This is a genomic window from Campylobacterota bacterium (genome assembly GCA_040752835.1).
GTDB lineage: Bacteria > Campylobacterota > Campylobacteria > Campylobacterales > Sulfurimonadaceae > Sulfuricurvum.
Window position 1 is genome coordinate 33,680 of sequence record JBFMGG010000003.1, and the last position, 21,119, is coordinate 54,798.

Below are 21,119 nucleotides of genomic sequence, written 5' to 3' on the forward strand. Positions count from 1 at the left end.
TAATTTGACCCTCTTTAGCTCATTGGTAACAATTGGGGGATAACCAGCCAAACGTGTTTGCTGACCCACAATCCGATCAATGCCGATACGGCAGCGATTTTCAACAGATAATACGACTGGTTTTTAATGCTCAGGCATACGAGTACCATCGGTACGATGAATGCCATCACCTGCCCGATCCAGAACATTACGGTGTACTCGCCGCCTTTGACGTAATGGAGCACCGCAGCGACCTCTTCGGCTTTCATCGGTCCGAAAATCAGTTCGGCCATGTAAAGGATAAACGCTGCCGCGGCGCTGAGTCCCAGGACAACGGCGAGATCTTTTTTGATCGCGTCGGAAAACTTGTTTCCGCCCAGCAGCAGCATCGTTGCCGATCCCGCCAGCAACGCGGCGAGGATCATCTGCGCCGACTCAGTCGGCATCTGCCAGATTTCACGCGCCGTCGACTGTGCCATCAGACCCGCGGTATACAGGGTGACGGGAACCGCCAGAAGGGTTGTCCATCCGAGCAGTTTGTCGTAGAGCGCTTCGTCTTTTTTCAGATAGATCGCGTACGCCATACCGAAAAGCAACCCGACGAAACCTGTCGCCATCCATGCGCCGATCGTAATCGCCGACGTAAGGTGCGGGTAGAAAAAGATGTGCCAGAAGCGGAACATCTGGTGCAGGTCGATCACCGTAAAGAACAGGAAGATATGGATAAAGACGATCGAAATCGCCACTACCGGGAAACGGATGAACCCTGTCTGCTCCGGGTGTTTTTTCAACAGGTAAAACGCAAGGAAAATAATACCGGTACCGATACTTTTCGCCCACATGTTCATCGTGATGATCCAGCCCCACACGATACCGGGAAGGGCCACGTCAAGAACTACGACCGCATTGGTCGCTGCAATTGTTTCATGTACCATTAGTGCCCTCCGACGGGAAGATGTGTGATGTTGTTGAAGAGGTTATGCCCCTCTTCGCGTACCGACGCCAGAGGATTGAGCGTCACATTGCCGCCGCCGACGTAGTAGTGGTGCGGGAACGTTCCGCGCTCAGGCTTACGCACCTGTACGTTGCCCTGATGCGACTGGATGTATTTGCTGATGTTCGAGGTCGGATCGTCGAGGTCTCCGAAAATGTTCGCTTCGACCGGGCATGCGACGACACACGCCGGCATCATTGCGCTGGCGATACGGTGGGCACAGTAAGTACATTTGTCGGCAGTTTGGGTTTGCGGATCGATGTAAATCGCACCGTACGGACACGCCATAACACATCCGGCACAGCCGATACAACGCTCTTTGTCGATATTGACGATGCCGTTTTCGAGGTAGTGCAGCGCACTGACCGGACAGATGCGTTCACACGGTGCGTTGGCACAGTGGTTACAGCGAAGCGGCGTAAACGTCCGTTTTGTTTCGGGGAAGGTCCCTACGTCGACATATTTAACACGGAGGCGCCATGTAGAGAGCGGAACTTCGTTTTCCACTTTACAGGCGATCTCACAGCCCTTACAACCCATACAGAGGCGAAGGTCTACCAAGAAACCCAATTGCATATATTCTCCTTATTCCTGATTCACGTCCTGTCGTCCGCATCATTACCTGAGCGAATAACATTTATAATATGCCGTGATTACAGGCATTTGACGGCATTACTGCTGGGTTGATGGTAGCCAAAGTTGCTTTAACCGAAACTAAATGGGTCCGGGATTTTGCTATAACTTTTTGATATGTGTAACCAAACGGGATTCCCCCGCGGGAAGGGAAATTTTATTGAAGATTATGTGCAGTTTTTTTGATCAATCGTCCAAACGGACGCGGACCGATGCTTCGTGTGCTCCGAGCCCTTCGGTATGGGCGATCAGGGCGCACGCACCCCCGATTTCGTTGATCGCGGCGCGCGAAAACGCGATGATGGACGATTTTTTCATAAAGTTCTCGACTCCCAGCGGAGAGTAGAACCTTGCGGTTCCTCCCGTGGGAAGAGTGTGGTTGGGACCCGCAACGTAGTCGCCGATCGCTTCGGGGGTATAGTGTCCCAGGAAAATCGCCCCCGCATGCTTGATGGAGGGGAGAAGCGCGAAAGGGTTGTCGGTTGAGACTTCGAGGTGTTCCGGGGCGATCTCGTTCATCAGCTTAACCGCCTCTTCCATCGTTTCGGTCACAATGATCGCCGCACGTTCATCGATTGATTTGCGTGCGATCTCCTCACGCGGGAGCTTGGACAACCAACTTTCGATTTCCGCGGCGCAGGCGTCGGCAAACGCACGGGAAGGGGTGATCAAAATCGAACTGGCCATTTCGTCGTGTTCGGCCTGTGATAGCAAGTCGATCGCGATGTGGTTCGGATTAGCCGAATCGTCGGCCAATACCCCGATCTCGCTGGGGCCTGCGATCATGTCGATGTTCACTTCGCCGAAGACCATCTTTTTGGCCGTCGCGACGAAAATATTCCCCGGCCCCGTGATGACGTCGACTTTGGGAATCGTTCGGGTTCCGTACGCCATCGCCGCGATCGCGCTGGCCCCTCCGACTTTGAATACCTGGTTCACGCCGCACAAATGGCAGGCGGCGAGGAGCAGCTCGTTGGGCTCGTTGTCCGGGGTGGGCGTCGCGACGACGATCTGCTCCACCCCCGCGACCTGAGCGGGGATGACGTTCATGAGCAGCGAGCTCGGATAGGCCGCTTTGCCGCCGGGGATATAGAGCCCCGCACGATCGACCGGCGTCACTTTCTGCCCCAGGATCGTTCCGTTGGCTTCGGTATCGAACCAGCTCTTGGGGAGCTGCTTTTCATGGTAGGCGCGAATACGGTCGTACGCGAGGTGGAGCGACGCTTTGAGATCGGCGTCGAGGGCATCGTACGCTTTTTTCATGTCGGCGGGATCGATCCGCAGCTCTTCCCCGCTTTTGGGGGTCCAGCGGTCGAATTTGGCGATGTGACGGATCAGGGCATCGTCATTGTCCGAGCGGATCTCGTCGATCAGCCCCTTCACGATCGAAGAGACGTGCTCCATGTCCATTTTACCCCGTCCCAGGAGTTCCTCGAAGACGGCGGGGAACGTCGAATCGTTTGCGTTGATAAGGGTCATTGCTATCCTTTATTTTTTTGATGCCGGAGCGGCGTACTCTTTTTTGACGGTGTCGAGCGCGTACAGAAAATCTTCGACGCCCACCGCCCCCATAACCGGTTCGAACATCGGGGTTTTCCCTTTGATAAACCATGTCGCGGGGGTACCGGGGGTCATGAGCGACTGCGGGACTCCGCCCTCTTCCATCACCCCTTCGTACGCGACAAAATCACGGTTCACAATCGCTGAAACTTTGGGGTTTTTCAGGGTCTCTTTTTTCAACACGTCGCACCATTTGCACCCGTACTTTGTCACCACGACCATCAGGGGTTTTTTCTCTTTCGCGGCGCGTTCAATGGCGCCGGAAAGGTCTTTTTCCCATTTGATCTCACCGCCGAACAATACCGCCGAACCCAGTAAAAGCGCCGCTACGATCTTAATCATCTTTTTTCACCTTTTTGAGAATTTCCTTGGCGATCTGGGGGATCTCTTTTTCGCTCACGTCGATCACGATATCGGCCGCTTTTTTGTACAGCGGCGAACGCTCTTCGTAGAGCTTTTTGGCTTTCTCGATATCCTGGAACAACGGGCGTTTGCGCAGTTTCTTTTCCGCGTTGGGGTGTTCGAGGATACGGCCGTAAATCGTCTCGAACGGAGCGTACAGATAGACCACCGTCCCGATTTTCGAGAGATTGGGCACTTTAAAAAATCCCCCGCCCGTCGAAATCAGGGTACTTCGCACCTCTTTTTGAAGCCACAGGGCCACTTTACGCTCGAGGGCGCGAAAATACTCTTCCCCTTCCTCGGCGAAGATTTTTTTGATTTTACGGTTTTCCATGCTTTCGATAATATCGTCCGTATCAAGGGCGATCATATCGGAGAGTTTGACGATCTCGCGTGCGACCGAGCCTTTGCCCACTCCCATAAAACCGATCAGTACAATATTTTTCATCTTCCGTCTTTATTCTATGGCTTATAATAGCGAAATCATATCACGCATTAACTTAGGAGTGTTTCTTGATACGTCCGTCCAATCTTTTTGAAGGGCCCGTGCCGCCCGAAAACGGCGAAGTGTTTACCCCTGTGTTCGAAACCTCCGGTCTTCGGATCGAAGCGATACGCTCCCGTCTTAAAACGCCCGGCGAATGGTACGATCAGGTAGAAAACGAATGGGTAATGCTCGTTTGCGGGGAAGCGATGCTCGAGATTGCGGGCGAGGTGCTGCGGCTGCGGGGGGGAGACCATCTCCTGATCCCCGCCCGTACCCCGCACCGGGTGTTGTCGACGGCCCAAGACACCTATTGGATCGGTGTCTTCAGCTCTTGAATTCGTTGATGCGCGCCGAAAGTGACTGCGCCACTTCGAGGAGCTGACGGGAGTCGTTTTCGATCTGTTCGACACTGTGGCGGTTGTTTTCGGAAACGACGTTGATCTGCGAAATTTTCTCGATGATCCACTCGATGTGACCGACCACCTCGATCGAGTCGTTGTACGAACGCTGCGCCACGGCGACGGAGCGCTCCATTTCTCCGGACGTTGCCGAGATTTTCTCTTCGACTTCATTGGAAATCGCGGTCAGTTCATTCATGTTTTTGGCATTTTCGCCCATTTTGTCGCTGACGTCGTTGATCGCCTGAACGATCGTACCGACGCTGATCTCGATTTCGGTGAGGCTTTTCTGGGTCCGTTCGGCCAGCTTGCGCACCTCATCGGCAACGACGGCAAACCCGCGCCCGTGTTCCCCAGCCCGTGCCGCTTCGATCGCGGCGTTAAGCGCAAGGAGGTTTGTCTGGTCCGCGATGTCCTTGATGACGCCCAGAACGTTTTTGACCTGGTCGGCATCCTGGCGCAACGAGATCAACTGCGACGCCATGTCGTGTTCCGTTTCGATGTAACCGTCCACTTCGCTGACGAGTTTGTACAGGGCATCTTTGGCGGTCACCAGCTCTTCGTTGGCGTTGGCGACGTTTTTCTGTGTCTGTTCGGAGATGGCGATGGCACCCGAGAGGATCTCTTTGATCGAATGGCTTTTTTGGGTAGTCGCCTCGACGATTTGGCGCTCTTGTTCCACACCGGCCGAAATTTTGCGGGTAGCGTCGGTGATGGTCGTGGCGATCGTCGAGTTTTGACGTCCGAGTTCCTTGACCTCGTTCACGGTCTCCTGTACCATCCCTACGAAACGGTTCACCGCAAGGGCCGCTTCGGAAAACTCGTCTTCTTTGGTCACTTCCAGCCGCTTGGTGAGGTCTTTGTCGCCGCTGACCAGCGATCCGATCCGGTTTCGCAGCCCTTCGAGCGGATTAAGAACCTCTTTCCCGAAAAAGATATTCAGTACCGAGACGAACGTAATCACGACGATCCCCAGCGCGATGAGGAGGATCGTTTCGGTCTTGCTGATCTCCGCATCGTTTTTCTCGAGCGAAATAACCAGATCCATGACCCCCAGCACGTCCCCGCTTTGGATATTGGTATGGCACGCCAGACACCGTTCCTCGGCGACAAGCGGCTGCAGAAGGCGGATGGTATGCGAACCGTTCGTGTTTTCGGTCACGACCGGCTGTTTGTTTTTGAATATCTCCTTGACCATCGGCTCATTCGTGAATTTGGCATCGAGCCCGAACAGATCGATGACGGCCTGCGATTTCTCGACTTTGAGTTTTTCGATCCCTTCGATCGTCTGTGCGTTCTTGATCGCCTCTTCCACGACTTTGGGATCACCCGCGAGCATGCTTTGCGACAGGGTCTGGAAAATCGACTGGCTCAACATGTTCAGCGAACGTTTTGCCGTTTCGTTCGAAAAATCGTGAAACGTCGTCGTCAGGTACCAATAAATGGCACCCAACCCCATAAAACTGAACAGAAGCGTCGAAAAGATGATTTTGGACTTGACGGTTTTAAGCATACGTACCCCATAGTGTGATTCTCATGCGTTTATTGTACCGTATATCTGTCCCCTTTTTGTGGCAAAGTCACAATTCCTTCTCGGGTTTGAATTTTTACCGGAAGGTTCATCGGGCGGCGCATCGTCACCGGGTCGACTTTGCTGATGCTAAAATGCAGATGCGGCCCGCTGCTGTAGCCGGTGTTGCCCGAATAGCCGATCAGGTCTCCCTGCGCCACTTTCTGCCCGATGCGCACGGCCGCTCCCCCCCGCTTCAGGTGGTAATAATTGGCCATCGTCCCGTCGCTGTGCTCGATGATCACGTAATTGGCGTACTGGCGAAAATCGGGACTCAATCCTCCCCTGTCGTGCGATCCTTCGGCACCCACGACCGTTCCCTCCCGGGCGGCATGAATCGGCGTCCCTATGGGAACGGGAAAATCGATCGCGTAGGCCGAAAGCCCCTTGTGAGTGATCCCGCCGTGGTACCCTTGCGAAACAACGATGTTCGACCCTTTCGCAAAAGGGAGCGCGTAACGGTAATGGTCGTCATGAACGGCGAACGCCGAACCCCGCACCCACCCGTATGCCGCACGGTAATTGACTCCCTGCGCGGCAGAAAGTCGCGCGAGGGCAAGTACTTTTTTCCGGCTGTTTCCGGGGATTTCGATGAAAAAAGGGATTTTCGAGGAGGGCTTGAGATTCTCGATCGAAGCAAAATCGATGTTCAGCGTTACCGTGTAGGGATTAAGATTTTCGGCTTCGAATTCGAATCCCCCCTTCCCGTCGGATTCGGCACTGAGGATAACGCTGTTACGCGATCCGATTTGGGCCGTTTTTTTGACGGCGGCCGCCTCGGAGCGTTTGAGAATCTTCAGATGCTCTTCGTATGCCTGTTCCTGCTCCAGGGCCATCTGAATGCTCCGGTTTTCCAGAGCTTCTTCTTCTTTGAGCTTTTCGAGGGGAGGAAGCGATTTTTTCGGATAGTTCCGATCGTAAAACGCTATCGCTTCGGAACGGATGCGGGGATGGTGGAGCGGCTCGAGAGGGATCGAAACCAGCTGTTCGAAACCGTTCTTGTCTTCGCTCTCCATCGCGCGCAGCAGCGACTTTCGGTAGAGGGAGTCGATCGATTCCTTGCTGCGGGCAAGCTCTCTCAATTCCCGCAGATATGCGGCAAGACGCTCCTTTTCAGGTTGCGGTAGACGGGCGATTCGGGAACCCTCCGCCAGGGTCGAGCGGATTTTTTCGACAAACTGCCGCAACGAAGCGCTCTCTTGTTCCATCACCGCTTTTCGGCTCAACCGTTCGACCGACTCCGCGTTTTTCTCCAGCGGCCCGGCAAGGGTGTAATAGGGAAGCGTATCGCCGTTTCCGGCAGCCAGAACGAACGAAAACAACACCATCAGAACCGTCCGCACGCCGACACCGCCCTTTTGCTTTTTGATTAATTGTATCATTATTGCTCTGAGGCTATAATATCGTCTATTTTAACTGTGAGGTCAAGGCATGTCCAAACGTATTTTAGAAGTGATCAAGCCGGGCGTCGTGTTCGGCGACGATGTCCAGAAACTTTTCGAAATCGCCAAAGAAGAAGGGTTCGCCCTCCCGGCGGTCAACGTCGTCGGAACCGATTCGATCAACGGCGTCCTCGAAGCGGCCAAGCTGGTCAATTCCCCCGTCATCATCCAGTTCTCCAACGGGGGAGCGAGCTATTACGCGGGGAAAGGTCTGAGCAACGACAATGAAAAAGCGGCGATTGCGGGAGCGATCAGCGGTGCGATGCACGTGCACATGATGGCCGAAGCCTACGGCATTCCCGTCATTCTCCATACCGACCACGCGTCGCGCGAACTGCTCCCGTGGATCGATGCCCTTTTGGATGCGGGGGAGAAACACTACGCCCAGTACGGCAAACCTCTTTTCAGCTCCCACATGCTCGATCTTTCCGAAGAGAGCCTCGAAGAAAACGTCGCAACGTGTGCCCTTTATCTCAAGCGGATGGACAAAATCGGCATGACCCTCGAAATCGAGCTGGGCGTTACCGGGGGTGAAGAAGACGGCGTCGACAACACCAACATCGACAACGCCCTTCTCTATACCCAACCCGAAGACGTGGCGTACGCGTACGAAAAACTGAGCGCCGTGAGCAAACGTTTCACCGTTGCCGCCTCTTTCGGTAACGTCCACGGGGTATACAAGCCCGGAAACGTCGTCCTAACCCCCATCATCCTCGACAACTCGCAAAAATACATCAAGGAAAAATTCCACACCGCTTCAAACAAACCGGTCGATTTCGTCTTCCACGGCGGTTCGGGTTCAACCCTCGAAGAGATCCGCGAAGCAATCAGCTACGGCGTCATCAAAATGAACATCGACACCGACACCCAGTGGGCCACCTGGGAAGGGGTCAAAAACTACTATGAAAAGTACAAAGACTACCTCCAGGGACAGATCGGAAACCCTGAGGGTGAAGACAAACCGAACAAAAAATACTACGACCCGCGCAAATGGCTCCGCGACGGCCAGAAAACCCTTGTCGAACGGGTCAAACAAGCATTCAGCGACCTCAACGCGATCGACCGCAACTAACGTTCCTCCGCTTCTGGGCGGAGAGGTTGGATCTTCGCCGCTTCCGGGATAGAAATGTTTCCCGCATAATTCAATCGATTGTTTTTACCATTGCAGTACTTCCCCCGCTGGAGGAAGAGAAGAAAAGAAGCTTTATTTGGTGTAGGTAATTTTGGCTTTTTCGCGCAGGGAGTTCATTTTTTTCTCCATGTGCGCTTTGAACTTGTCCATTTTCAACCGCTGCTCGATAAAGTTTTTCACTTCATCGAATCCGAGTTTTTTCGCCGCTTTTTTGTCTTCGATGTAGATGACATGGTATCCGAACTGGCTTTGGACCGGAGTCGCCGACATTGTCCCTTCTTTCATCGCGAACGCGGCATCGTTAAACGAAGGAACCATCTGCCCGCGCGGGAAATATCCGAGGTCTCCGCCTTTTGCCGCGCTCGGTCCCGTCGACTTCGATTTGGCCTGGGCGATGAATTCGTTGCGCAGTTTGTCGCCGCTGAGCCCTTTCATGCTTTTGATCACCGCTTCGGCTTCCGCTTTGGATTTGACCAGGATATGACGCGCGCGGATTTTTTCTTTATCGATGAACTCGTCGGCGTTTTTGTCAAAATATTCTTTGACCTCTTTGGGATCGACTTTGATCGAATCGAACTGCTCTTTCTCCCAGATTTTGGCCGCGAGCTGTACCCGAAGACGGCTCATCAGCGCTTCGAGCTCTTGCTTGTACTCTTTGGATTCGAGGACCCCGGTACGTTTGGCATCGTCGTATACCAGTTCCTGCGCGATCATCCCTTCGATGATCCGCTGCCGCAATTCGTTTTGTTTCTCTGCCGGGAGTGAGTCAAACCGCCCCTGGGTCCCTTCCATCAATACCTTGTTGACTTCCTCGGAGGTGATTTCGTCACCGTTGACCGTTGCCAAAACACCCGCGGATGCCATCGGAGCACCCAACAACAAACCCAAAACCCAAGCGGCATAAAAACGCTTCATTGCTTTCCTTATATTCCCTGTCTGCACAGGGATTTTGATTTCGGCATTATAATACATTTGAGAGTATAGTACGCAAAAAATAACCGAAATTAAACGGCGTTCTCCAGCCGTTGCGATTGGGCCGTTTTGAGATAGCGTTCAATCGTCTGGAGAAGGAAATGTTTGTCGATCGGTTTGGCCAGGTGCGCGTCGAGCCCGGCCGCGACGATCCGTTCGCGGTCCCCGATGAGGGCGTGTGCGGTGAGGGCGATAACGGGGACGAATCCCCGCTGGTCGCGTTTGTCGATCTCTTTGATCAGTCTCGTCGCCGTCAGACCGTCCATGACCGGCATGTCGATGTCCATCACGACGAGGTCGAAGGGTTCTTTGAGATAGGCATCGACCGCTTTTTGGCCGTTATCGACCGCAACCACCTGGAAACGTTCCTGTCGCAGAATCGTTTCGAGCAGCTTCAGGTTGATCAGGTTGTCTTCGGCGATCAGGATCTTGATCTCTTCCTGCCGCGGAATACTCTGCACCTCGGGACTGCGGGAGATATATTCTTTGGGCATTTTGTTCCACACGACCGCGAGCGTTTTGTGCAACGCGCCGGGCAGAATGGGGAGCGTGACGATCGATTCGACCGATTCGACGATCGCATCGGCCTGTTCACCGTATTCGAATTTCATGATCGGAACGACCTGAAGGTTCGGGTAGGTCGATTTGATCGCATCCACCTGCGACGGGGAGAGATGGGGAACGTCCAAAAACAGGACGTCGCTTTCGTGCAGCGCCGTATTGACCAGATCGTGTATCCCCTTGACCCGCACTTTGAAGAGTTCAAGGTATTTGTACAGCAACGCTCCCTGGGTCGAAAAATGGTGGTCGTGGGTATAGATGAGAGAACGGGTCCCCTCGACAAAATCGAACGCCCCCGCTTCGGTAATCTCGTGCACGATCCGGAACGAAAACCGTGACCCTTTGCCCGGTTCCGAAGCGAGCATCAGATGCGAATCCATCATATCGACGTATTTGTGGCTGAGGCTCAGCCCGATCCCCATGCCGTCTTTTCCGCGACGCTGGTTCTCCCACGCCGATGCGAAGGGACGCAGCAGGGTTTTGATTTTTGCGGGTTCGATCCCGATCCCGGTGTCGCTGACCGCGTACTCCACTTCAATCCGCCCGGCTTCTTCCTGAACGATCAGAATCTCGACGAGGACCTGTCCCCCTTCTTCGGTAAATTTGATCCCGTTTTGGATCAGGTTTCGCATCACGGTCAGGATCTTGTCCTGATCTCCCACCATCTTTTTGGGGAGATGGGGATCGATCAGGAACATCAGCTGGATCTCTTTGGCCGATGCAAGGTCTTCGAACTGCATCGAGAAGTTCTCGTATATCTCCAGCGGACTGAAAGGGGAGAGGTTCATGTAAATGCTTCCGCTCTCAACCTGCATCAGTTCAAGGAGATTTTCGATGTTGCGCATCATCGAAAGGGCACTTCGACTCGTCATATCGACGTATTCCTGCTGCCACGATCCCAGAGGGCTGTTTTTGAGCAGATCGGTAAACCCGATAATGGCATTCATCGGCGTACGGAATTCATGGGAAATGTTGGTGAGAAATTTCTTTTTGAAATGTTCGAAATAACGTTCCGCGGCTTTGGCCCTCTCGAGCACCGTCGTATCCTGAAAGACGACCCCGATGATCGGCGTGCGTCCGATCATGATCACTTCGGATTTGACCGCGACGCTGTATTCGGCTTCCCCGGCTCTCATTTTCCCGCGATATCGCCCCGGCTGGGACAGCAAAAACGATATTTCGACTCCGAAGGGTTCAAACCACTCCAGCAACGATGGGAGCGAAGCGACATCCTTTCCCCCCAGCAGATCGAGCAGCTGGGCGTTGCACCCGACAACCCCGCCGGACATATCGGCATACATCATCGGGTCGGTATGCAGTCTGGCGCAGGAGGTCAGCAATTCGATGGTTTCCGGATAAGCTTGATGAAAACTCTCGATGTAGTGCATGGTTGCTCCTTACAACGGATCGTGCAGATATTTCCGGAGAACGTACTCCAGTTTTTCGCGCGTGAGCGGTTTGGAGAGGTAGTCGTCGAGTCCCCGTTCGAGGATGTATTCCCGGTCTCCTTCCATCGCGAGGGCCGTCAGGGCGATGATGGGCATACGGCGCAGGGGGCTCTCTTCGGCTTTGATCTCCTGCGTCGCCAGAATGCCGTCTTTGATCGGCATATCGATGTCCATGAAAACGATGTCGTAACGGTGGGTACGACACGCTTCGACTGCTTCGTCGCCGTTGGACACCGCGGTGACCGCAATGCCGTACTCGCGCAGCAGCAGTTTGATCAGCCGCTGGTTGATCAGATTGTCTTCGACGACCAGCGCGCCGACCCCGCGCTGAAGTTGTGTGGGTGCCGCGACCGCGGGGCGCGGCAGGTTCAGGACTTCGGATAAGTGTGCATACAACATACCGGGGAGTAACGGCTTATGCAGCGCCTTGTCGACGACGTGCAGCATTTTGGCCTGCAGCCGTTCGTTCGCTTCGAGCACCAAAACGGTCTTGCAGGTACGGTTCAGCCGCTCGAGCTTCATCACCCATTCCCCTTTCTCCTGCGACGCAATCAGGTAAATCACCTCGGCGTTCTCGAACAGCGTTTCGTCGATCAATTGTACTTTGGTCACACTGACACCGAAACTGCGGAGATAGTTGGTAAGGTGGTTGGCATCGTCGAGCCGCTTTTCATCGATGAGCACCACCTTGACGCTGTGGGCGTTGATCATCGAAAGAGCGTGATCGGACGAACCTTCCATCGTCAGGGCGAAGCTGAAAGTGGACCCTTTCCCCTCCTCGCTGGCGATTTTGAGATCGCCGCCCATCAGGGCGATCAGGCCATGCGAAAGGCTCAGCCCCACGCCCAGCCGATTGTCCGCATGATCCCCCGAAACAAACGGACGGGTGATGTTCCCGAGCTCGGATTTGCTGATCCCTTTGCCGGTATCTTTGACGCTGAAACCGACGTTACAACTCCCCGACGTATTACGTTTGAGCAGCTTTACCTCAACCGTAATACGCCCTCCCGAAGGGGTAAATTTGAGGGCGTTGACGTAAAGGTTGTTCAGAACCTGCCTGATTTTGCGGATATCCCCGATCAGGCGGCTTGGAAGTTTGGGATCGATGAAAAACGACACGTTGATCCCCTTGTCGCTTCCGGTCGAAACGCAGTTTTTCCCCAGTTCCTCCATCTCGGCGATGACGTCGAATTCGCTGTCGTTGAGGCTGAGACGGCCGTTTTGCATCTGGGCCAGGTCCAGAAGGTTTTCGATGTTGGACATCAGGTTGCGGGCGGAGCTTTGAACCGAACGGATGTACTCGGCCTGCGTTTCGCTCGGCGACGTTTTGGAAAGGAGTTCGACGAATCCCAGAATGCCGTTCATGGGGGTTCGGAATTCGTGCCCGATGTTCGAGAGAAACTTGCTTTTGAGCTGTTCGGTCCGTCTTACCTCTTCTTGGAGATCGGTCTCCGCGGTTCGGTCCTGAAGCCGCAGGAGATAGAGTTCGGCCCCGTCTCCTTCCAGCAGCGTCGCGGTCGCCGAGAACGAACGGGATTTCCCCGAACGGTCGGTAATCCCGACGCCGTATCCGAGGGGGCAATGGGTACGGATGTAATCAAGCCAGCTTTTGTCGTATTCGGTAAAGACCTCTTCGTCTTCATGATCGAAAAGTTCGCGGATGCTCTCGTAGCCCGAGCGGAGCTGTTCGATGTTTTGCAGGGGAACCAGATTGAAGAAAGTTTTGTTCGCTCCGATCCAGCCCCCCTCTTTCGTAAAAAAGAGGACGGCGGAAGGATCGGCATCGAGGATTTTGTAAAACAGCGATTTATTGATGATTTGTTCGTTCTCTTGCGCAAAGCGGCTCTTGCCCGCACCTCTTAGTTTCCGAAACCAGCCCGTCAATCCCAAAACCTGCTCCCTTTCCCGAATACACCGCGTGTGGATTGGTATGAAAAGCAGCTATTGTAACACAAAAACATCGTGGTTCATGTTTTTTTTTCGATCATGCTACAATACGCCCCAAAAACGGAATCGGACGATGAAAAAAGCGACCAAAAAAGAGATAGAAGCGATCCACTCGGCTCTTTTGGAGCGCTATCCCGAAGCGGTAACGGAACTCTCCTACGCCAACCTCTATGAACTCGTCGTCGCCGTCGCCCTCTCCGCCCAGTGCACCGACAAACGGGTCAACCTCATCACTCCCGCCCTGTTCGACGCCTACCCCACCCCGGCGCACCTCGCACGCGCGAATCTCGAAGAGGTAAAACAATTGATCCGGAGTTGCTCGTTCTTCAACAACAAGGCGATCAATCTCGTCAAGATGGCGCAGCGTGTCGTCGACGTGTACGGAGGAGAGATTCCCCTGGATGAAAAAGAGCTGACGACCCTGGCCGGAGTAGGCCAGAAGACGGCCCACGTGGTCCTCATCGAATACACCAATGCCAATCTGATGGCCGTCGACACCCACGTTTTCCGGGTCAGCCACCGGCTCGGTCTCAGCGACGACGCCACCGCGATCGCAACCGAAGAGACACTGGTCAAAAAGTTTAAAACCGATCTGCACCGCCTCCATCAGGCCCTGGTACTCTTCGGGCGCTACATCTGCACCGCCAAAAATCCCAAATGCGATACGGAGTGTTTTTTGAAAGCCTATTGCAAAAGTACGGAGGGATTTAAACCCAGATGAGTTACAATGCCCGCATGAAGAAAAAACTGCTTCTTTTTTTGCTGCCCTTCGTCGTGGGCGGATGTTTCAACGAACGGGGCGTCAGTCTCCGCTACTACAACGAATGCGAAGAATACTACGACGTACAGGGTTATTACCATAAAGAGTGCGACAAAAACATCGTCGACTACTCCGACGTCAAAGAGGCTTTCCGCAATCCGATACGCGGAAGCGTCCGCTGACGCTTAACGGATCGCGATGAACGTCGCGAAATTGGCCCAGCGGAACAGGACATCGCACGTTTTGAATCCGCTGTTTTTCGCCATGGCGACGTTTTCGTTCATCGTGTAGGGGATAAGGACGTTCTCGAGCGCTTCGCGTTTTTGCATGATTTCATACTCGCTGTATCCCTGCGTCTTCTTGAAATCGTAATAACAGTCGATCAGCTCCTTGTTGAGCCGCGGATCGTCGCTGACCACTTTTTCGCTGAACAAGAAGACCCCGCCCTCTTCGAGCGCATCGGCAATCGTTCGCAACAGTCCTTCGCGTTGCATCGGACGGATGAACTGGAGGGTGTAATTGCTGATGAACACCCGCGCCTTTTCGTAAGGATAGGTCAAAATATCCCCCTCTACCAGCTCGACCCGGGACCCGAACGCTTCGGTCTTTTTGCGGGCATGTTCGATCATCGCCGAAGAGTTGTCGATACCGACAAGCCGAACCGCACCGTCTTTGGGGAGGAAACGTTCGATTTCAAGCAGCATCGATGCCGTCGAGCATCCCAGATCGTACACAGTCCCCCCCTCGGCAAGGGCGTTGGCGGCGAACCGGCGGGTCAATGCCTGGGACTCTTTGTAAAACGGGACGGAGCGGACCAGCATGTCGTCGAAAACGGCCGCAACATCGGCATCGAACTCAAACTGCTTGGAAATCGGCTTGGTAAAAAGGGTATCGGTATTCATGCTGAAATTGTAGCGTAAAGCGAAGCGGTTTCGAGGGGCGACTCACGAGACGACGAAACAAAACTCAACGGCCCCTCCCAAGAGAAAAAGCATTTTCCGATCCACTTTAAAAGAGGGTCGGAACGTTGTTCTCCTCGTTTTTTTTGCTTTTGGCGGGCAACGGTTTGGTCTCCCCGAAAAACGTGAGTTCGTTTTCGCGCAGGATACGGATGACGTTCGTCGTACCGGGCGTGCCGATGGGGTATCCCGCCGTAAAAATGTACGTGTTGTTTTTATCGATAATGTTGCGTTTGAGCCCGCTGTGAATCACATCGCTGAGCATCTCTTCCAGACGCCCCTTTCGCGTCAGGTACGCGGGGACAACCCCCCAAACCATCGTCAGAAGCCGTGCGACCCGTTCTTCGTGCGTCGCAGCGTAAATGGTCATTCTGGGGCGGTAACGGGCAAGTTTTTTCGCCGACTGACCTGACGTCGTCATGGCGATGATCCCCTCGGCGCTCAGCGAATCCCCCAGCCGAACGGCCGATTCGTTGACGACGTCCATCGCGTCGTCGTATCCGAAATCGAACTTCCCGTACGGATAGATCTCTTCGATCGAACGGATCGTGTTGACCATCGTCTCCACCGCCAGAACGGGATTTTTCCCGACGGCGCTCTCCTCGGAGAGCATCACGGCATCGGTCCCGTCGAGGACGGCATTGGCCACGTCGCTGATCTCGGCCCGGGTGGCCGATTCTTTCTCCGTCATCGACAGCAACATCTGCGTCGCGGTGATAACGGGTTTGGAGTGTTCGTTGGCTTTGCGGATCAACATTTTTTGGATCGTCGGGACGCGGTGATAGGGGACTTCGATCCCCAGATCGCCGCGGGCGACCATCAATCCGTCGGAGTGGCGGAGAATCTCGTCGATGTTTTCAACCGCGTCGAATTTTTCAATTTTGGCGAACAGCTGCACCTCTCCGCCGCATTCGCGAACCACCTCGCGCGCCTGGATCATGTCACGGGCGTTCTGGACGAACGAAATCGCCATGAAATCGACACCGTGCCGAACACCCCAGGCCATGTCGGCCTTGTCCTTTTCGGTCAGAACATCGATTCCCAGGGCCGTATTGGGAAAATTCACCCCTTTGTTGGAGGAGAGCTTCCCGTGGTTTTCAACGGTCGCACTGACGTACTGGGGCGTACATTCGACGATTTTGGCGCGGATGTTTCCGTCATAAAGGTAAATGGCATCCCCGACGTTGAGCATTCCGAGGATATCGGGCTGGTTGATCGACAGGCGGTAATGTTTGGGGCCGATTTTTTCCCCTTCGATCCGGTCGTAATAAAAATCGATCCGGTCGTCGCTTTCAAGCGAAAAATCCTCGCGCAGCGTGCCGACGCGGATCTTTGGTCCCGAAATATCCTGAAGCACGCCGACGATCAATCCCGTTTCGCGCATCGCCGTACGGATGTTCTCCAGTACCCCGGCGTGGTACTCGTGGCTGCCGTGCGAAAAATTCATACGAAAGACGTTGACGCCCGCACGGATCATTGCCGAGAGCGTCTCGACCGTATCGGACGACGGTCCCACGGTGGCTAAAATTTTGGTTCGTTTTTGCATGCTGGCCTCTCTTCGGGGATTTTTCGGAAATGGTAACACATTTCGGTAACATTCCCCGCCCCATCGTGCCGAAGTTTTGAACATCTCAGCCGTTTTAGACTACAATGACGCAAATCTTTCGATCCAAAGACACACCGCATGACACAGCATCCCATCGAGACCGATCTCGTTCTGATCGACATCATCGATTTTTCCCGTCTTCCGATGACGCGGCAATTGGAAATCATCTCCTATCTTTCGAACACGTACCGGAAAATGCTCCGGATGATGCTCAAATCGTCCGGAATCCCGATGAAACGGATGCTGCTGGGACTCATTCCCACCGGAGACGGCTTCTACTGCGTCCTGCACCCCGACCTCAAAGGGTTCGGACCGATCCTCGGGCTCTCCCTGCTCCATTTTTCCGATTATATCGCCAAAGAATACCCTTATTTTCAGGGGATCCGGGTCGCCGTCCACACCGGCAAAATTTTCCGTTTCGAAGACATCCTCGGCCAGGACAACTACGTCGGGGACGGGCTGAACGAATGCGCCCGCTACATCGAGATCAAAAACCTCCTCGTCAATACCGTGATCATCTCGGACGATGCCTACCGTTCTTTGGAAACGTTTTTGCAACACAACCCCGATTTCCATACCCTCCTCAAACAGTGCGAATTCCGCCATAGCTCGCTCCATACCTTTTCAGACAAACACAAAATCGAACGCCACGCCTACCTCATCTGGATGCGCCAGGGAGCCATCATCCCCCCACCCAAGCTCCACGGCGCCCCTTCGCACCCCGCGAAAGAATAAAGGGGAAAAGAATTTTTCGCTAAGATAACGGATACGATACCCGCAAGGAGCACGGCATGCGTTTTACGATCGACGAATACGCCAAAACATTCAAAATGTCCAAAGAGATGATTCACAGCAAACTTCGGACGAAACGCCTCAACTACATCATCGAAGGGGGCGTGACCTATATCATCGTTCCCAAAAGCTCCCTCGACGACGAGAAAACGGCCGCATCGCCCAAACCTGCCGCGACAGCTCCCCAGGCGCCGAAAACGACGGTCGGAATGATTATCTCCCTCTATCAAAAAGAGAATCAGCAGCTTAAACTCAGGATCAAAGAACTCGAAGCCAAGATCGACCGCCTCGTCAACGACAAGGAGCAGATGCTGATCGCCGAACGCCAGCGGATCGAAGAGATCTACACCGCCAAAGACGAGCAGCTCAAAAGCATCCTCGAAGTGATCAATACCAAGCTTCTCCTTGCCCACGACGCGAACGTTCACGACGTCGACATCACCTCGCCTTCCCCCCAGCCCGCGCCGATCGCCAACGGCCTCATCGAACTCAAACGCTACCTGAAGTTTATCGGCATGGATTCCGAAGAACGCAAACAGGTCCGGCGCCGTTTCGAAGCCGCATTCGGCAGCGACCCGCGCATCATTCAAAAAGAGGGGGATTTTTACGTCGACCTCTCCCGATACGATTACACCGATTTCCTCTCCTGAGCGTTGATCCCCTAACACCGTTTCTCCCTTTTTTTCTTTCGCGCAGAAGGCTCCCCTAAGCCCCTTCGCCTTTCCCAAAGCCCGCTGCCAAAACGCTATCCGCATTCCCCCCCGCCACACCCGCACCGATTTCGTTTGCGTTCAGACGTCCATCTGCGTGCAAATATTATACGGTTTTCTTCGCATTAAATACGTTTTTATAAATAAAAAATATGGAATAGTAAATGCTTTAATTGTTTTATTGTGTATTAACTACATTAATCAATGCATTTAGTATATTTTTTTACATTTTTTATACGGTTTTATGTTCAATTTAAGAAAAGGATATTACAATGGAGCGATGGAAATGAGTGATCTTTTTAATCTTCTACACAACGCCGTAGAAGCACAGCGCAACGGCAAGAAGATTTCCCAAAAGGAGATGGCTCAGGAACTGGGTATTTCGATGCGCACCTATCAGGACTGGAGGCTGGGAAACGCCAAACCCCAGGCCGCCAAAGCGGTGATCGAAATGCTGGGGATGCTCGAAGACGATGAAATCATCCGTGTCGTGCGGAAAATCAATAAACTTGGGGAGAAATCATGAGCAGTTTGACGGAACAAGAACGGATCGGTCTCGAAGAGGTCTTTTTGTCCATCTCGGCTTCGCCTAACGTGTTTCAGCGTTGTTCGCTCTGGAGCAAAAATTTATCTCTTCTTATAAAGGGAAAACATCCGGTCCTCCCCGCAATCCTCAGCGGCAGCACCGTTTTCGGGCAAAAAAACAATCGAAAACCGAACAAAATCACAAAACTTCTCAATAAAATACAAAAAAGAAGAAAATTTTAAGCCAAGAGATATTAAAGTATTCGCGGCTGAAACGCTCACCCTGCCGTTTCCTCGCAAACGCTGGGGTTTGAGTAGGATTCACAGATCTATATTAAGGGCAATAAATGAATAAAGCGCAATTCGTAGAATTGGTTCAAAAAAGCGGCGGCTACAAAACAAAAGTTGAAGCGGAAACAGCGATCAAAGCTTTCACTGAAGCGGTAACTGCTGCACTCGTAGCAAAAGAAGAAGTCGCGCTCGTCGGTTTCGGCAGCTTCAGCTCATCTTTGCAAAAAGGTAAAAGCGGTAAAGTACCGGGAACGTCTAAAACGTACAGCACAAAAGACAAAATGGTTCCAAAATTCAAACCGGGCAAAAGTCTTAAAGACAGCGTAGCTGCCGGCAAATAATCACCCCTTAATGCCTGGAAGGTTCCCCCTTCCGGCTTTCTCTTCCCGTTAATAATCTTTCACTATACTTTCCGTGCTCAAGATTGGTTATAATCGTTTTTTATTATGGGTCTGCCATTTGCCGTGGCAACGTCGTCAAATCAGGGAAAGGGTTCGAGTGTTCGTACAGTTACTGAAGCGTTTTTTCTCCTCAAACCCTTCTTCGGACCCCATAGCAGAGCCGTCCAAACCTTCCGACACCTTTGTTTTTTCGGATGTCGTACGCGCGGGGGAAGGGCATTTTTTTGCCGATTACACCCTTTATCTCCACGAACGCGCGGTTCCCGTCGATATTCTCTTTTTTCTGCCCCGTCGCGGTCTGTATTACGGAGAGAAGATCCCCTGGACCCTCGATGACGTTAAGGAAGCCACCCTCTCGAGGGCTACGGCTCGGCGCAAACAAGATGCATCGACCCGTTTTGATTCGGTCGAATCGGCCATCCGCCGAAAAATTGCCGACGTCGTTTCGTTCGATTCGACCCCGCTCACCCGTTTTATCTGGATGGAAAATCTCACTCAGGAGGAATACGGGTCGCTTGATCCCTCCTTTCACGAACTGCTTCCCCGATCGCGCATCGTTTTCGCCGACGACACTCCCGACGACGCCCTATCCAAACTCGAAGCGCTCTGCGAAGAGGCGGACGAGCCCTATTCGGCTCTCAGAACCATCGGATCCCTGAACGCCCATCGCCTCCTTCTCCCGACGCCGAAGGAACCCTTTGGTGCTTTCCTTTCGGACGAGCAGAATCTTTTTTTGGATACCCCTTTCGAAAATACCTTCACCACCCTCTACGGGGCTTCCGGAAGCGGCAAAAGCACGCTGCTTCTGCGAAGAGCCGTCGCGGAGGTCTTGCGCAATCGCGGCTGCGTCGTGCTCATCGTGACGCCGACATCCCTGGCGGGGGAACTTTTACGCGACAAATGGATCTCTTTGATGGAATACGGGGCCTTCACCCTTCCGCTCGATTCCATCCGTTTCTGCACACCCGAAGAGTTCGACGGTGCCGGCGAAAGCGCGGAGAACGCGAAGATCATCATGTGCGACGATACCGACCGGATGAGCGAACCGTTTCTCGAAAAGCTCAAGGAAACGCGGGGGGAACGCTGGCTCCTTTTTTCGACGATGAGCGAGCCCGATACGCTGGAAAACACCTTTTTTCTCCTCAACCGCTACCGCTATTCGGACAGCGTAGCGATTCTCAACGCCACTGCCGCACAGGCGCTGTTCCTCCTGTTAAGCGAATTGCGCCGTCGTCTTCTGGATACGGAGGCACAGGAAGTGATGGTCGTTCTGCCCCGACCGGAAATGCTGATCGAATACAAAAAAGCGATCGACGAATACCTCGGCCTCAACTGCCGCATGCTGCAGCCGGGGTTCAGCCTCCAATACCAGAATCTCGACAATCTCCTGCTCGCGACCCCCGATATGATCAGCGGCATCCGTATTCCCCATCTTTATCTCGTTTCTTCGGCCGAAACATCCGATTGTACCTTTGAACTAAGCCGTGCATCAGATACGGCGACTATAATCTTGGTTTCAAATTCCGACGCCCGGAGCATTTAAACGGCAC

Annotated in this window: 21 protein-coding genes; 9 read left to right on the forward strand and 12 right to left on the reverse strand. The window is 53.5% G+C overall.

The features are described 5' to 3' along the window. Nucleotides 1–14: 14 nt before the first annotated feature. The 5 genes from nrfD to AB1763_00400 form a co-directional block, all read right to left on the reverse strand. Nucleotides 15–914: an NrfD/PsrC family molybdoenzyme membrane anchor subunit gene (gene nrfD / locus AB1763_00380; protein MEW5831277.1), complete on the reverse strand. Its 900-nt coding sequence runs from the start codon at nt 912–914 to the stop codon at nt 15–17. After that, the gene (locus tag AB1763_00385; protein MEW5831278.1) at nt 914–1,549 is read right to left on the reverse strand and encodes a 4Fe-4S dicluster domain-containing protein; all 636 of its coding nucleotides are present in this window, start codon (nt 1,547–1,549) and stop codon (nt 914–916) included. Before AB1763_00385 ends, nrfD begins: the two co-directional genes overlap by 1 nt. A gap of 243 nt (nt 1,550–1,792) precedes the next feature. Beyond that, on the reverse strand, nt 1,793–3,085 hold the full coding sequence (hisD, locus tag AB1763_00390; GenBank protein ID MEW5831279.1) for a histidinol dehydrogenase: 1,293 nt from the start codon (nt 3,083–3,085) through the stop codon (nt 1,793–1,795). A gap of 9 nt (nt 3,086–3,094) precedes the next feature. Further along, entirely contained in the window at nt 3,095–3,508 is a 414-nt protein-coding gene (locus AB1763_00395) for a thioredoxin family protein (GenBank protein ID MEW5831280.1), read from the reverse strand. After that, on the reverse strand, nt 3,501–4,016 hold the full coding sequence (locus AB1763_00400; GenBank protein ID MEW5831281.1) for a shikimate kinase: 516 nt from the start codon (nt 4,014–4,016) through the stop codon (nt 3,501–3,503). The genes AB1763_00395 and AB1763_00400 overlap by 8 nt, the downstream gene beginning before the upstream one ends. A 65-nt stretch (nt 4,017–4,081) precedes the next feature. Here AB1763_00400 and AB1763_00405 point away from each other — a divergent pair, with 65 nt between their 5' ends. Beyond that, a complete protein-coding gene (locus tag AB1763_00405; GenBank protein ID MEW5831282.1) occupies nt 4,082–4,390 on the forward strand; it encodes a cupin domain-containing protein in 309 nt (102 codons plus the stop codon). Here AB1763_00405 and AB1763_00410 read toward each other — a convergent pair. Beyond that, nucleotides 4,380–5,966 (reverse strand): methyl-accepting chemotaxis protein, encoded by a 1,587-nt coding sequence (locus AB1763_00410; GenBank protein ID MEW5831283.1) that lies wholly within the window; start codon nt 5,964–5,966, stop codon nt 4,380–4,382. The two genes, AB1763_00405 and AB1763_00410, sit on opposite strands and share 11 nt — an antisense overlap. A 29-nt stretch (nt 5,967–5,995) precedes the next feature. Then, nucleotides 5,996–7,405: a M23 family metallopeptidase gene (locus AB1763_00415; protein ID MEW5831284.1), complete on the reverse strand. Its 1,410-nt coding sequence runs from the start codon at nt 7,403–7,405 to the stop codon at nt 5,996–5,998. 49 nt (nt 7,406–7,454) lie between these two features. Here AB1763_00415 and fbaA point away from each other — a divergent pair, with 49 nt between their 5' ends. Next, entirely contained in the window at nt 7,455–8,537 is a 1,083-nt protein-coding gene (fbaA, locus tag AB1763_00420) for a class II fructose-bisphosphate aldolase (protein MEW5831285.1), read from the forward strand. A 132-nt stretch (nt 8,538–8,669) separates the two neighbouring features. Here fbaA and AB1763_00425 read toward each other — a convergent pair whose 3' ends face one another. The 3 genes from AB1763_00425 to AB1763_00435 all read right to left on the reverse strand — a co-directional run bounded on the left by AB1763_00425 (nt 8,670) and on the right by AB1763_00435 (nt 13,462). Further along, complete coding sequence (locus tag AB1763_00425) at nt 8,670–9,512, reverse strand: peptidylprolyl isomerase (GenBank protein ID MEW5831286.1); 843 nt, start codon at nt 9,510–9,512, stop codon at nt 8,670–8,672. 89 nt (nt 9,513–9,601) lie between these two features. Then, entirely contained in the window at nt 9,602–11,518 is a 1,917-nt protein-coding gene (locus AB1763_00430) for a response regulator (GenBank protein MEW5831287.1), read from the reverse strand. Nucleotides 11,519–11,527: 9 nt separating this feature from the next. Continuing rightward, complete coding sequence (locus AB1763_00435) at nt 11,528–13,462, reverse strand: response regulator (protein ID MEW5831288.1); 1,935 nt, start codon at nt 13,460–13,462, stop codon at nt 11,528–11,530. Nucleotides 13,463–13,598: 136 nt separating this feature from the next. Here AB1763_00435 and nth point away from each other — a divergent pair, with 136 nt between their 5' ends. Continuing rightward, nucleotides 13,599–14,246 carry an endonuclease III gene (nth, locus tag AB1763_00440; protein ID MEW5831289.1) on the forward strand — a complete coding sequence of 216 codons (648 nt, stop codon included), beginning with the start codon at nt 13,599–13,601 and terminating at the stop codon, nt 14,244–14,246. Between the two features lie 14 nt (nt 14,247–14,260). Beyond that, nucleotides 14,261–14,467, forward strand: coding sequence for a hypothetical protein (locus tag AB1763_00445; protein ID MEW5831290.1), 207 nt, complete (start codon nt 14,261–14,263; stop codon nt 14,465–14,467). 3 nt (nt 14,468–14,470) lie between these two features. Here AB1763_00445 and cmoA read toward each other — a convergent pair whose 3' ends face one another. Next, nucleotides 14,471–15,187 carry a carboxy-S-adenosyl-L-methionine synthase CmoA gene (gene cmoA / locus AB1763_00450; GenBank protein MEW5831291.1) on the reverse strand — a complete coding sequence of 239 codons (717 nt, stop codon included), beginning with the start codon at nt 15,185–15,187 and terminating at the stop codon, nt 14,471–14,473. A 106-nt stretch (nt 15,188–15,293) separates the two neighbouring features. After that, nucleotides 15,294–16,790 (reverse strand): pyruvate kinase, encoded by a 1,497-nt coding sequence (pyk, locus tag AB1763_00455; GenBank protein ID MEW5831292.1) that lies wholly within the window; start codon nt 16,788–16,790, stop codon nt 15,294–15,296. A 138-nt stretch (nt 16,791–16,928) separates the two neighbouring features. On the opposite strand from pyk, the gene AB1763_00460 reads away from it, so the two are divergent. The 5 genes from AB1763_00460 (at nt 16,929) to AB1763_00480 (ending at nt 21,112) form a co-directional block, all read left to right on the forward strand. Continuing rightward, nucleotides 16,929–17,585, forward strand: coding sequence for a hypothetical protein (locus AB1763_00460; protein MEW5831293.1), 657 nt, complete (start codon nt 16,929–16,931; stop codon nt 17,583–17,585). A 56-nt stretch (nt 17,586–17,641) separates the two neighbouring features. Beyond that, a complete protein-coding gene (locus tag AB1763_00465) occupies nt 17,642–18,292 on the forward strand; it encodes a hypothetical protein (protein ID MEW5831294.1) in 651 nt (216 codons plus the stop codon). Between the two features lie 340 nt (nt 18,293–18,632). Beyond that, nucleotides 18,633–18,878, forward strand: a complete 246-nt coding sequence (locus AB1763_00470) for a helix-turn-helix transcriptional regulator (protein ID MEW5831295.1) — start codon at nt 18,633–18,635, stop codon at nt 18,876–18,878. A gap of 346 nt (nt 18,879–19,224) precedes the next feature. Further along, entirely contained in the window at nt 19,225–19,509 is a 285-nt protein-coding gene (locus tag AB1763_00475; protein MEW5831296.1) for an HU family DNA-binding protein, read from the forward strand. A 157-nt stretch (nt 19,510–19,666) separates the two neighbouring features. Then, on the forward strand, nt 19,667–21,112 hold the full coding sequence (locus tag AB1763_00480; protein ID MEW5831297.1) for an ATP-binding protein: 1,446 nt from the start codon (nt 19,667–19,669) through the stop codon (nt 21,110–21,112). Nucleotides 21,113–21,119: the final 7 nt, after the last annotated feature.